Below are 12,007 nucleotides of genomic sequence, written 5' to 3' on the forward strand. Positions count from 1 at the left end.
CGAGGGTGTCGCCGGCGTACAGCGCGGCGCAGCGGCCCGGGTGCCACGGCGCGTGCCGGTCGGCCTTGACCGCCAGCTCCACGCCCGCCTCCCGGGCCACGATGCGGGCGGCTTCGACCGCGTCCGCCCACACCGCCGGGCGCCCCTCGCCCCACCAGCCGGTCGGCTCCCGGTCGCCGGACAGCACGACCGCCACCCGGTGCGGCTGGTCGGGCAGCGCCGCCTCGAGACGGGTGATCTCGTCGGCCGTCGGGCCGCGGTCCACGGCCAGGCGCGGCGCGGCGTCCGGGGCGTCCGGGCGCGGCCGGAACACCACGCCGAGCTCGAACAGGGCGGCGTCGCCGAAGCCGCGCCCCACGTTCAGCGCCAGGACCTTCAGCAGGCCCGGCAGCAGCGTGGTGCGCAGCAGCGGCTCCTGCTCCGACAGCGGGTTCGCCAGGCGCAGCGTGCGGCGGCGGGCGTCCCCGGCGGGCAGTTGCAGGCCGTCCAGGTCCTTCTCGGCGATGAAGGGGAAGGCCAGCGCCTCGACGTAGCCGGCGCCGGCGAGGGCGCGGCCCACGCGGCGGCGCAGCCGCTGCCGCGCGGTCAGGCCCTGGCCGGCGGCGGGACGCGGCGCCCTGGCCGGGATGTCCTCGTAGCCCTCGAGCCGGATGACCTCCTCGGCGAGGTCGTTCGGGTCGGTCAGGTCGGGACGCCACGACGGCGGCGTCACCGTCAGGACGTCGTCCCCGGCGACCGCGCAGCCGACCTGCTCCAGCCGCCGGACGACCGCGTCCCGCCCGTAGGACACGCCCGCGACCTTGTCGGGGTGCCCGGCGGGCATCGTGACGGTGACCGGCTCGACCGGCGCCTCGGCGTGCGTCACGCCCGGCACGATCTGCGCGCCGCCCAGCTCGGCGAGCAGCTGAACGGCCCGGTACGAGGCGTACAGCGGCAGTTCGCGGTCGACGCCCCGCTCGAACCGGTGCGACGCCTCGCTGTGCAGCCGGTGGCGGCGGCTCATCCGGGCGGTGCCCATCGCGTCGAAGTGCGCGGCCTCGATGACCATGTCGGCCGACCGCTCGTCGATCTCGGTGGCGAGCCCGCCCATCGTGCCGGCCATCGAGATCGGCCCCGACGCGTCGGTGATGAGGATGTCGTCGGGGTCGAGGGCCCGCTTGACGTGGTCGAGCGTCTCCAGCTGCTCGCCGGGCGCGGCGCGCCGCACCACGATCGGGCCGGTGAGCTTGCCCCGGTCGAAGGCGTGCAGCGGCTGGCCGAGCTCCAGCATCAGGTAGTTGGTGATGTCCACGGCCAGCGACACCGGACGCATCCCGGCGCGGTGCAGGCGGACCCGCATCCACAGCGGCGTCGCCGCGTCCGGATCGAACCCGCGCACCTCCCGCAGCACGAACCGGTCGCACGCGCCGGAGTCGCCGATGCTCGCCGGATACGCCGCACCGTCCTCCAGCCCCCGCCCGCCGTCCTTCGAGGGATCCGCTCCGCCCGGCCCGGTCGTGGCGGGGAGCTCCACGTCCGCGGGGTCCTTGAACGGGACGTCGTAGGCGGTGGCGGCCTCGCGGGCGATGCCGCGGATCGACAGGGCGTAGCCGCGGTCGGGTGTGACGGCGATGTCGAGGACGTCGTCGCGCAGCCCGAGCAGCCCGATCGCGTCCGCGCCGACGGGCGTGTCCCGCGGCAGGACGAGGATGCCGCTATGGTCCTCGCCGATGCCCAGCTCGCTGACCGAGCAGATCATGCCCTCGGACAGGTGCCCGTAGGTCTTGCGCGCGCCGATCCGGAACCCGCCGGGCAGCACCCCGCCGGGCAGGATCACCACGACGCGGTCGCCCACCGCGAAGTTGGTCGCGCCGCACACGATGCTCTGCGGCTCACCGGTGCCGTTGGCGTCGCCGACGTCCACCCGGCAGTAGCGGATCGGCTTCTTGAAGCCGGTCAGCTCCTCGATCTCCAGGACCTCGCCGACGACGAGCGGGCCGGTGAGGTCGGCGCCCGCCTGCTCGACGGTCTCGACCTCCAGGCCGGCCGCGATCAGCTCGGCGGCGAGCGCCCGGCCCGTGACGCCGGCGGGCAGCTCGACGTACTCGCGCAGCCAGGAAAGCGGGGCCCGCATCAGATCTCCATCCCGAACGGGAGGGTGAACCGGACGTCGCCCTCCACCATGTCGTACATGTCCTCCACGCCGTGCCGGAACATCAGCGTCCGTTCGACGCCCAGCCCGAACGCCCAGCCGCTGTAGCGGTCCGCGTCGACACCGCAGGCGACCAGCACCCGCGGGTTGACCATGCCGCAGCCGCCCAGCTCGATCCAGCCCTCCGAGCCGCACGTCCGGCACGGTTCGGCGCCGGGCTCGGCGGACGCGCCCCGGCACACGAAGCACTGCATGTCCACCTCGGCGGACGGCTCGGTGAACGGGAAGTACGACGGCCGGAACCGCGTCTTCAGCCCCTTGCCGAACATGCCGGTGACGAACGCGTCGATGCCGCCGCGCAGGTCGGCCATCGTCAGGCCCTCGTCGACGGCGAGGCCCTCCAGCTGGTGGAAGACGGGGCTGTGCGTGGCGTCCAGCTCGTCGGTGCGGAACGTGCGGCCCGGCGCCACCACGTACACGGGCAGCTCCCGCGACAGCAGCGACCGGATCTGCATCGGCGAGGTGTGCGTGCGCATCACCAGGCCGGACTCCTCCGACTCCACGAAGAACGTGTCCTGCATGGTGCGGGCCGGGTGGTCGGGCAGGAAGTTGAGCGCGTCGAAGTTGAACCACTCCGCCTCGACCTCGGGGCCCTCGGAGACCTCGAAGCCCATGGAGACGAAGACGTCGGCCATCCGCTCCTGCATCGTGGTCAGCGGGTGGCGGGCGCCGCGCGGGGCGCGGTCCCACGGGAGGGTGACGTCGACGGTCTCCTCGACGAGGACGCGCTGGTCGCGCTCCTCCTCCAGTTCGGCCTGGCGCTCCTTCAGCGCCGCGGAGACCGCGCCGCGGGCGGCGCCGATGCGCTTGCCGGCGTCGGCGCGGGCCGCGGGCGGCAGCGCGCCGATCTCGCGGTTGGCGAGGGCCAGCGGCGAGCGGTCGCCGGCGTGCGCCAGGCGGACCTGCTTCAGTGCGTCGAGGTCGGCGGCCGCGGCGATCGCGGCGAGCGCCGCGGCACGGGCCCGGTCCAGCTCCTCGGGCTGCAGCACGGACACCTCGACAGGGTCATAGGACTTATTGGGTGCAGACATGGTGGTGTGATCGACTCCGGTCGGCGTGGGACGCCCGCAGTCTAGTGCGCGGGCGGTGAAGATCCGGAAAGCGTGCGCGTGACGCGCTGGCCCGTCCAGGGGCCCGGTGCCGCGGCGCGGCGGCGGCGTGCGCCGGTCAGCCGGCGTAGTCGGGGGCCCCTGCGGGCACGGTAAATCGGAACTCGGCGCCGCCGCCGGGCGCCCGCCGCACGGTGATCACGCCGCCGTGCGCCTCGACCAGGCCCTTGACGATGTAGAGCCCGAGCCCGGTACCGCCGCGGCGGTTGCCGCCCGGACCGCGCCAGAACTGCCGGAAGACGCGCTGGGCGGCCTCGGGCGGGATGCCCTCGCCCTCGTCGCGTACCGACACGGCGGCCCCCTCCTTGTGCGCGTCCGGCTCCACCATGATGGTGACGGTACCCGCTCCGTGCCGCACCGCGTTCTCCACGAGGTTGCCGAGGATCTGGTCCATCTTGTCCGGGTCGAGCCACATCTCCGGCAGCTCGCCGCGCGTCTCGAAGCGGAACCGGTCCGGCGCCTCGCCGGCCGCGACCCGGCCCGCGATGATCTTGCGGACCTCGCCGGGGACGTCGACGACCTGGCGGCGCATCTCCAGCCGCCCCGCCTCGATGCGGGACACGTCCAGCAGCTCGGTGATCAGCCGGGTGACCCGGTCGGCGTCGGCGTTGACGGTCTCCAGCATCACCCGCTTCTGGTCGTCGTTGAAGCGGTGCCACTTGGCGAGCAGGGTCGCGGTGAACCCCTTCACACTGGTGAGCGGGGAGCGCAGCTCGTGCGCCACGGTGGAGACGAGGTCGGCGCGGTCGCGCTCCTGCCGGGCGCGCTGCAGGGCGTCGCGCAGGCACACCGTGAACCGCTCCACCCGGCGCTCGCCGTCGCGCCGGTACGCGGCCGTCACCAGCACCTCGGTGCCGCCGGGCAGGAACAGCACCCGCTCGGGGTGCCGGGTGCGGGTGCACAGCCCGTCGTAGGGGGCCAGGCACTTCCACCAGTCGCGCCCCTCGGCGTCGTGCAGCGGCAGGACGTCGCGGAAGTCGCGGCCCACGGCGGACTCGGCGGCGATCCCGGTGATCCGCGCGGCGGCGGTGTTGAACACCAGCACGCGGGCGTCCCGGCCGGCGACCATCAGCCCGTCGGGCAGGTCGTCGGCGGCGTCCCACTCGGCGGCCGGCCCGGACCCCTGCTCGGGTACGCGCGCGGCCACGGGAGGGGACTCCTCTCCGCCCACAGCGGCCTCCAGAACACCGATGAGAACGCGGCCTGTCGAAAAGAGACTCTAGCCGGAGTCGGCCACCTTGCGGGACCCGGAAACCGCCCCGCGGCAAGGCTTGTGTGGCCTTGCGGACGGGGTGGCGCCCCGTCCGGAGGCACCCTCACCAGCGCCGACGGCCGGACTCACCGGGACGCGGCGGGCGGCCCGGGGGCGGCCCAGACGTCGTCCGCGGCGGCGTGGATCGCGAACAGCCGGTGCAGCCCGGTGATGCGCAGCAGCCGCAGCTGGGCGGGCCGGACCCCGGCGAGGACGATCTCGCCGCCGTCCGCCGCGATCTGGTTGTGCGCGGCGACCAGGGCACCGAGCCCGGCGGCGTCGCAGAACAGCACGCCGGTGAAGTCGGCCACCAGCCGCCGCGGGCCCGTCCCGGGCAGCCGCCCGTGCAGCTCGACGAGCCGGTCGCGCAGCACGCCGGCCGTGCGCAGGTCGATCTCGCCGGCCACCGTGACGACGGCCGTGCCGCCGCGCACCCGGGCGACCTCGATCGCCAGGTCCGCGGCCGCGGCCCGCACGGGGCCGCCGGCCGGGACGGCGGGCGGCGCGCCCGCCCCCGCGCGGCACCGCACCTGCGGCGCGCGCCGGCCCGTCCTGCGGGCCGGCCTGGTCTCCTCGGTCATCACGTTCGCCCCCAACTCTGCACGGCACCCTGCCGCCCCTGGTCAACGCACTGGTCAACGCACTGATCAACACGGTAGGCACCGGACGGAGCGGCATTGATCCCCCGCCGGTCCCTGATCCGGCTCCTACCTGCGGATGAGCCCCGTCCGGCGGCAGGCCCCCCGCCGACCGCCGGTGCGCGGTCCATCCTCCCAGCTCACCGGCCGGGAAGCGGTGCCCAAGGCGACCGCTTGCGGCCATCCGATCACGGAATGGAGTGAACCTCCGCGACCGCCGTCGCGTACGCGCGTCACGTCCCGCGCTGGGCGCGCGCCGAGGCGTAGAGGCATACGGCCGCGGCCGTCGCCAGGTTCAGGCTCTCGGCCCTGCCGTGGATGGGCACGCGGACGACCTCGTCGACGTGCCGGAGTATCTCGTCGGGGAGCCCCCACGCCTCGTTCCCGAACACCCACGCGGTGGGGCGCGCGAGCAGCCCCGTGTCGATCGCGTCGTCCAGGGTCCGCTCGCCCGCGCCGTCGGCGGCGAGGACGGTGAGGCCAGCGCGCTTCAGCTCCGGGATCAGCGTGTCGAACCGGGGGCCGGTGACGACCGGCAGGTGGAACAGGCTGCCAGCCGAGGCGCGCACGCACTTGCCGTTGTAGGGGTCGACGGACGCGTCGGTGAACACGACCGTCTCCGACCCGGCGGCGTCGGCGGTGCGCAGCACCGTGCCGGCGTTGCCGGGGTCGCGGACGTGCGCGAGGACGGTCACCAGCCGCGGCCCAGCCTCAAGGGCCTTGCCGAGCGGGACGTCGACGAACCCGCAGACCGCGAGCAGCCCCTGCGGGGTGACGGTCTGGGCCAGCTCGGCCATGACCTCTCCGCTGACCCGCAGCACCGGCGCGCCGGCGCGCTCGGCGGCGAGCACCAGCTCGGGGTGGCGGGCCTCCGCCTCGGCGGTGGTGAACAGCTCGGCGAGCCCGCCCGGGATCCGCAGAGCCTCCCGCACCGCCTGCGGGCCCTCGGCGAGGAAGCGGTTCTCACGGCGCCGGAAGGCGCGTTTGGCGAGCCGCCGAGCGGCCTTCACCCGTGGTGATCGGAGAGAGGTCAGCTCGCGGCCCGCCATGTCGCTGTGCTCGCCCGTGTGCCGGTCGCCCGGCTCAGGCGGCCTCCGAACCCTCGGCCGGGAGCGCGTCCTTGGCGACCTGGACGAGCGCGGCGAACGCCGCCGCGTCGTTCACGGCCAGCTCGGCGAGCATGCGGCGGTCGACCTCGATCTCGGCCGCCTTCAGGCCCTGGATGAACCGGTTGTAGGTGATGCCGTTGGCGCGGGCCGCCGCGTTGATCCGCTGGATCCACAGCCGGCGGAACTGGCCCTTGCGGTCCTTGCGGTCCCGGAAGGCGTAGGTCATCGAGTGGAGCTGCTGCTCCTTGGCCTTGCGGTACAGGCGCGAACGCTGACCGCGGTAGCCGCTCGACCGCTCCAGGACGACCCGACGCTTCTTGGCGGCGTTGACGCCCCGCTTCACGCGTGCCACGTGCTGACTCCTTCGTGGGGGCCGGGGCCTCGGGCCTCGGCCGGTCGCTGATGTTCCTGGTCGAGTGCTACTTGCGCAGCAGCTTCTTGATGTTCTTGGCGTCGGCGTCGGCCACCACGGCCGGGCCGGAGAGCCGGCGCGTCCGCTTGGACGGCTTGTGCTCGAGCAGGTGGTTCTTGTTGGCGCGGCGGCGCATCACCTTGCCGGAGCCGGTCAGCTTGAAGCGCTTCTTGGCACCACTGTGGGTCTTCGTCTTCGGCATGGTCGCCGTCGTCTCCCTCTGTCCCGGCCCCCGTGCCGTGCCGCACGGGGGCGCGCCTGATCGGCGCACCGCACGGAACTCCGTGGACGCGCCCGGTCAGGCTTCAATGTACGTGCGCCGCGACCCCGCCCAACCGCGAGGCCGCGGTGGCGGGACCGCCGCGAGGCCGTCCCGCGACGGCCGTCAGGCGGTGGTCTCGGCCTCCTGCCCGCGGGCCGTCTTCTTCTTGTGCGGACCGAGCACCATGATCATATTCCGGCCGTCCTGCTTGGGCCGCGACTCGACGAAGCCGAGCTCCTCGACGTCGTCGGCGAGCCGCTGCAGCAGCCGGTAACCGAGCTCGGGACGGGACTGCTCACGACCGCGGAACATGATCGTGACCTTCACCTTGTCCCCGGCCTTCAGGAACCGCACCACGTGACCCTTCTTGGTCTCGTAGTCGTGCGGGTCGATCTTCGGGCGGAGCTTGATCTCCTTGATGACCGTGTGCGCCTGGTTCTTCCGCGCCTCACGCGCCTTCATCGCGGACTCGTACTTGAACTTGCCGTAGTCCATGAGCTTCGCGACGGGCGGACGCGCGGTGGGCGCCACCTCGACGAGGTCGAGGTCCGACTCACGCGCGAGTTCAAGGGCCTTGGCGATGGGCACGATGCCCACCTGTTCGCCGTTCGGGCCGACGAGCCGGACCTCGGGCACGCGAATGCGGTCGTTGATACGCGGTTCGGCGCTGATGGGACCTCCTTGGGGCCGTTCCATAAGTTCGTTGGACCGGTCGTACCCCGGGGCTTCCACGAGAAAAGCCCCGCACGACTCACGCACGGGGCCACCTTCGGTCGCCCTGGGCGGACGAACCGCCCGGGGACGACGGCGACACGGACGCGCAAACGCCCGTTCGCCGGACCGATACCCACCGGCCTCAGAGGTCTGGGTCGCCCCAGACTGTCACCGCGGGCTCCGGCGATGCCGCCCTGTACGGGCGGCGAGCAGGAACCGCGGCCTCGGCCGGTCAGGTGGGAGGTGGCCTCCGCTTGAGCGCCCCACGCACACGATCACCGGGATCGCGCGCACAGGGCCGGTCAGCCACCAAGACTACCACCCGCCGGGACGGGCCGCGCCATACCGGAACGGTCGCTCGACGCCCGGCATGAGCTGGTGTCTTGGTGAGGTACGACACCCACGTCAACCGCTTCGGGCACCCGGGCATTCCCCGTCCCGCCCGCGGCGGCTCCACGGTGGCCGCTCGGCGGCTCCTCGGCGGCTCCGGCGGCGGTCCGTGGAGGTGAGCATGTTGTGGCCGGGCGGGCGTCTCGGCGCGCACGGCCGGGGTTGTTACGGTGGAGCGGAGACGGCCCGGTGGGGTCGGCAGCAGGGAGGTTGTCCCCGCGATGCCCTCGGTCGAGGCCGGCGCCCCCGGCCCCCTCACCGCCCTGCCGCCGATCACGCTGCAGTTCGCGCAGAAGGCGTTCATCGTGTCCGGCGGGCGGCTGCTGCTGATCCGCAAGTCCGCGTCCGACCCGTTCCACCCGGGCCGCTGGGAGGTGCCGGGCGGGCGGCTGGAGGTGGGCGCCGACCCCGACCTCGACGACCACATCCGCCGGGAGGTCTGGGAGGAGGTCGGCCTCAAGATCGATCCGGGCCCGCCGTTCCATCTGTGGCAGTGGTACATGCCGGGCCGCGGGCCGCGCGGCGGCCAGATCCGCGTCGTCGCGGCGGCGCGCCGCTGCCGGCCGGTGACGCTCGACACCACCCTGGCCAACCAGGACGCCGGCGACCATCTGGACGGCTGCGCCTGGGTGCCGCCGGCCGAGCTCGGCGCGTACGAGCTGATCCCGAGCCTGCGCCCGGTGATGCGGGCGTTCCTGCTCCCGCCCGGCTGACCGCCCGCGCCATGGCCCCGTCCCGATCGCCCGCCGAGTGGCCGGGACTCGACGGCGCCGCCGAGCGCCGGTTCGCCCTGCTCGTCATCGGGGACGCCGGGATCGAGGTCCGCGCGCCGCTGCCGGGCGTCCGGTTCGCCGATCTCGGCGCCGACCGGCTCTGCTACGCCCCCGCGCGGGCCGTGGTCGCGGGCACGGCGGTCAACCTGGCCCGGTGCGCGGCCCGCCGCTTCGCCCGGGTGGGGGTGCTGGCGAAGGTCGGGGACGACGACTACACGCCGGTGATCCGCCGGGAGCTGCGCCGGATCGGCGCCCGCGACCACCTGTGCGTCGAGGCGGGCGCGCCGAACGGCGTCTCGGTCATGCTGCGCGACGACCCGGGCGGCGGCCCCGGCGGCGGTCCGGGCGTGCGGCTGCTGGTCGTCCGGGACGAGCCGCCCGGGCGCCGGCTCACCACGGCGGAGGCCGCGGCGGCGTCGGCCGCGATCGCGGACGCGGACGTGCTGGTCGCCGACGGCTACTCGCTGCTGTCCCCGACGTCGCGGGCGGCGCTGGAAGAGGCGGCGCGCATCGCGGAGGCGGCCGGGACGCGGTTCGCGTTCGACCTCGTCCCGCACGACATCGACGCCCGCCTCCCGGCGTCCGGCGTGCTGCCGATGCTGGCGCGCGCGGGCCTCGTCTTCGCGGAGGCGCCCACGCTGGCGCGCCTGCTCGGACGCCCGGCGCCGGCCGGCGGCGACGGGGTGCGGGAGCTGCTCCCCGCCCTGGACCGCGCGGTGCCGGGCCGCCCGCTGTGGCTGCTGCGGTTCGGCCCGACGTCCCTGGAGCGCGTGCTCGCCCACCGGCGGGGAGAGCCGCCGGTGGAGTACGCCACCGGTTACGCCGATGGCGCGGAGCGCGACGGGTTCGGGGACCGGCTGGCCTCGTCCGAGCTCTACTGGTGGCTGTCGGAGGGCTGATCGCCGGGCGGGAGGACGGCCTGCGCGGCGCGCAGCGCCCCGAGCGTCCGCAGGAAGCGCCGCCTGCTGCCGGGCAGGCCGAAGGTCTCCTGCCAGCGCCACGTCCCGCCCGGGCCGGCGGCCGTCACGGCCCAGCGCAGGAACTGGCTCCGCACCCCGTCCCCCGGGTGGACGGTCATGACCTCGTCCTCCTCGATCAGGAGGTAGGAGCGGCCGCTGCGCGCGTACGCGCGGAGGGCGGCCCGCCCGGCGGGCGCCCCGGGGCGGCCCCGCCGCTCCACCACCGCGCGGATCCCCGGGGTTCCGGGCAGGAGGTGCCAGTGCGCGTGGTCGATGCACGCGCCGCCGCCCTGCGGAGTCGCCGGGCCGTGCTCGAACAGCAGCAGCTCGCCACTCCCGTAGGCCGCGCGGTAGAGGCGGGCGACGCGGTCGCGCCACCGGAGCGCGCGCTCCCACATGGTGCGGCCGAACTCCCCCGCGCACTGGTAGTGGTCGCGGGTCACCAGCAGCACGTGCCCCTCGGTGAGGGGGGCCACGTCCGGGATGAGGAGGAAGTCCCCGTCGGCGGCGATCACGCCGGACTCGCCGGGGAGGCCGGCCATGCCGTTGAACCGGAAGCGCAGCGGCGGGCACAGGACGCAGTCGTGACCGGGCTCGTTCCACGCCGTCGGCTCGGCCAAGCCTCCTCCAGGCACCACGGAACGGGGGACCGCTCCCCTCCAGACTGCCCGGCACCGGCGGAGCAGCGACCCATGGATACCGACATGGCACCCATCGGATACAAAGTCTGTCCTAGCGGGAAGAAAGGGGATAGAAGGCTACATCGTGGACCAGACACCGCCTCCCCTCCCCGCACCGGCCCCCCGCGCCGACCCTCCCGCCGCCATGCCGGGACGGCGCCGGCGACCCGGCCCCGGCGTCCCGGCCGTCGACATGGCCGTGCTCCAGACCCGGCTGGACGAGTCGCTCGACGTGCTGCGCGACACCTACGCGCCCGCGCTCGGCACCGGCGGCGGCTGGTACCACGAGCTGGCGCGCCCCGAGCCGGGCACCACCGCGACGGCGCTCGGGCTGATGGCGTTCGTGGAGGCGGGACGTCCCTTCGAGTACTTCGACGACGGCCTGGCCCTCCTCGCCGCCCGGCAGACCCGCTCCGGCGACGGGCTGCGCGACGGCGGCTGGGCCACCAAGACCAGCCTCGGCATGCCGGTGGTGGAGGCGACCGGCTGGATCGCGCGGTTCCTCGCCCGCGCCCGCTGCGACCTGCGCGACGACGCGCCCGACACCGGGCGCGCCTACCGGTGGCTGCTGCGCAACCAGAACCCCGACGGCGGCTGGGGCTCGCTGCACGGCTGCCCGTCCCGGGTGTGGCTGACGTGCCTGGCGCTGCGCGCGCTCAGCCAGCTCAACCCCTACGACCAGGCGGTCGGCCGGGGCGTGGAGTGGCTGACCGCCGACCGGACCGCGCACCGGCCCGGCTGGGGGCCGACGCCGGCGTCCCGGCCCACCGTCACCCACACCGCGTTCGCGCTGGTGACCCTGGCCGAGGCGCGCCCGGAACTGCGGACCGAGCGGCTGCTGGACGCCTACGACTGGCTGCTGGAGCACCTCGACCCCGACGACGACCACATATGGATCGAGACCTACGACGTCGCACCCCACTGCGCCGGCCCTCGCGACTCCGAGGCGGCGCCGGACGGGCCGGAACCGGTGTGGCGGCTCGCCCTCTGGCACTACGGGCTGCCGATCGCGCTGACCGCGCTGCTGCGGGACCCACGCGGCCCGCACGGGCCGGTGATCGCGCGGGCGTTCCGGACGCTGGTGCGCGGCGAGTTCACCGATCCGCGCTGGAACGGCGGCCCCGGCGGCGGGCGCACCTCGCTATGGACGCTGTGGTGGCGGCTGGAGACGCTGATCGCGCTGTCCCGCGTCCCGCTCGCCGGGAGCGCCGACATCCTGCACTGGCTGCCGGACGCGACCGTCGTGCAGCGGTCCCACGCGCGGGATCGCCCGCTGGGCGACCTCCTCCCGCACCGCAGGCCCGTCGACCCGGTGGGGTTCGCGCGGCGGCACTGGGCGGCGCACCTGCTGAGCCTCGTCTGCGCCGCCAGCGTGCTCGGCGTCGCCGCCGGCCTGTGGGGCTGGAAGGACTTCTGGCTGAGCGTGATCCTGCCGATCGTCCTCACCGGCATCGACGAGTCGGCGAAGCGGCGCCGCACCCCGCGCGGCCCGCCGCCCGCCCCGCCCTGACGGCGCGG

At 74.8% G+C, this 12,007-nt stretch carries 12 protein-coding genes; 3 read left to right on the forward strand and 9 right to left on the reverse strand.

What is annotated here, in order from left to right; all coding sequences use genetic code 11:
- The 8 genes from pheT to infC form a co-directional block, all read right to left on the reverse strand.
- On the reverse strand, nucleotides 1-2,113 hold a 2,113-nt coding region (gene pheT, locus ABZ806_RS39555), incomplete at its 3' end, for a phenylalanine--tRNA ligase subunit beta (protein ID WP_500223696.1).
- Entirely contained in the window at nucleotides 2,113-3,222 is a 1,110-nt protein-coding gene (pheS, locus tag ABZ806_RS39560) for a phenylalanine--tRNA ligase subunit alpha (RefSeq protein ID WP_500223698.1), read from the reverse strand. The genes pheS and pheT, both read right to left, overlap by 1 nt.
- A gap of 136 nt (nucleotides 3,223-3,358) precedes the next feature.
- Nucleotides 3,359-4,447, reverse strand: coding sequence for a sensor histidine kinase (locus tag ABZ806_RS39565; RefSeq protein ID WP_500223701.1), 1,089 nt, complete (start codon nucleotides 4,445-4,447; stop codon nucleotides 3,359-3,361).
- 191 nt (nucleotides 4,448-4,638) lie between these two features.
- On the reverse strand, nucleotides 4,639-5,133 hold the full coding sequence (locus ABZ806_RS39570; RefSeq protein WP_500223703.1) for an STAS domain-containing protein: 495 nt from the start codon (nucleotides 5,131-5,133) through the stop codon (nucleotides 4,639-4,641).
- A 290-nt stretch (nucleotides 5,134-5,423) separates the two neighbouring features.
- On the reverse strand, nucleotides 5,424-6,239 hold the full coding sequence (locus ABZ806_RS39575) for a TrmH family RNA methyltransferase (RefSeq protein WP_500223705.1): 816 nt from the start codon (nucleotides 6,237-6,239) through the stop codon (nucleotides 5,424-5,426).
- 34 nt (nucleotides 6,240-6,273) lie between these two features.
- A complete protein-coding gene (rplT, locus tag ABZ806_RS39580; RefSeq protein WP_131944984.1) occupies nucleotides 6,274-6,651 on the reverse strand; it encodes a 50S ribosomal protein L20 in 378 nt (125 codons plus the stop codon).
- A gap of 67 nt (nucleotides 6,652-6,718) precedes the next feature.
- On the reverse strand, nucleotides 6,719-6,913 hold the full coding sequence (gene rpmI / locus ABZ806_RS39585; protein WP_176405689.1) for a 50S ribosomal protein L35: 195 nt from the start codon (nucleotides 6,911-6,913) through the stop codon (nucleotides 6,719-6,721).
- A gap of 183 nt (nucleotides 6,914-7,096) precedes the next feature.
- Nucleotides 7,097-7,669 carry a translation initiation factor IF-3 gene (infC, locus tag ABZ806_RS39590; RefSeq protein ID WP_500223745.1) on the reverse strand — a complete coding sequence of 191 codons (573 nt, stop codon included), beginning with the start codon at nucleotides 7,667-7,669 and terminating at the stop codon, nucleotides 7,097-7,099.
- 629 nt (nucleotides 7,670-8,298) lie between these two features.
- Between infC and ABZ806_RS39595 the strand changes: the two genes are divergently transcribed.
- Both ABZ806_RS39595 and ABZ806_RS39600 read left to right on the forward strand, forming a co-directional pair.
- Nucleotides 8,299-8,790 carry an NUDIX domain-containing protein gene (locus tag ABZ806_RS39595; RefSeq protein ID WP_500223709.1) on the forward strand — a complete coding sequence of 164 codons (492 nt, stop codon included), beginning with the start codon at nucleotides 8,299-8,301 and terminating at the stop codon, nucleotides 8,788-8,790.
- Between the two features lie 11 nt (nucleotides 8,791-8,801).
- A complete protein-coding gene (locus ABZ806_RS39600; protein WP_500223711.1) occupies nucleotides 8,802-9,749 on the forward strand; it encodes a PfkB family carbohydrate kinase in 948 nt (315 codons plus the stop codon).
- Here ABZ806_RS39600 and ABZ806_RS39605 read toward each other — a convergent pair.
- A complete protein-coding gene (locus ABZ806_RS39605) occupies nucleotides 9,725-10,429 on the reverse strand; it encodes an HIT family protein (protein WP_500223712.1) in 705 nt (234 codons plus the stop codon). The genes ABZ806_RS39600 and ABZ806_RS39605 overlap by 25 nt on opposite strands.
- A gap of 145 nt (nucleotides 10,430-10,574) precedes the next feature.
- Between ABZ806_RS39605 and ABZ806_RS39610 the strand changes: the two genes are divergently transcribed.
- Nucleotides 10,575-11,999, forward strand: a complete 1,425-nt coding sequence (locus ABZ806_RS39610) for a prenyltransferase/squalene oxidase repeat-containing protein (protein ID WP_500223714.1) — start codon at nucleotides 10,575-10,577, stop codon at nucleotides 11,997-11,999.
- Nucleotides 12,000-12,007: the final 8 nt, after the last annotated feature.

This window comes from Spirillospora sp. NPDC047418, assembly GCF_040643275.1.
Taxonomy (GTDB): Bacteria; Actinomycetota; Actinomycetes; order Streptosporangiales; family Streptosporangiaceae; genus Spirillospora.

Excerpts from the sequence above, each read along its gene's own strand:
- ABZ806_RS39595 (WP_500223709.1), top strand. The coding sequence starts at position 8,299 with ATGCCCTCGGTCGAGGCCGGCGCCCCCGGCCCCCTCACCGCCCTGCCG.
- infC (WP_500223745.1), bottom strand. The coding sequence starts at position 7,669 with ATGGAACGGCCCCAAGGAGGTCCCATCAGCGCCGAACCGCGTATCAAC.
- rpmI (WP_176405689.1), bottom strand. The coding sequence starts at position 6,913 with ATGCCGAAGACGAAGACCCACAGTGGTGCCAAGAAGCGCTTCAAGCTG.
- ABZ806_RS39570 (WP_500223703.1), bottom strand. The coding sequence starts at position 5,133 with ATGACCGAGGAGACCAGGCCGGCCCGCAGGACGGGCCGGCGCGCGCCG.
- ABZ806_RS39600 (WP_500223711.1), top strand. The coding sequence starts at position 8,802 with ATGGCCCCGTCCCGATCGCCCGCCGAGTGGCCGGGACTCGACGGCGCC.
- pheS (WP_500223698.1), bottom strand. The coding sequence starts at position 3,222 with ATGTCTGCACCCAATAAGTCCTATGACCCTGTCGAGGTGTCCGTGCTG.
- ABZ806_RS39575 (WP_500223705.1), bottom strand. The coding sequence starts at position 6,239 with ATGGCGGGCCGCGAGCTGACCTCTCTCCGATCACCACGGGTGAAGGCC.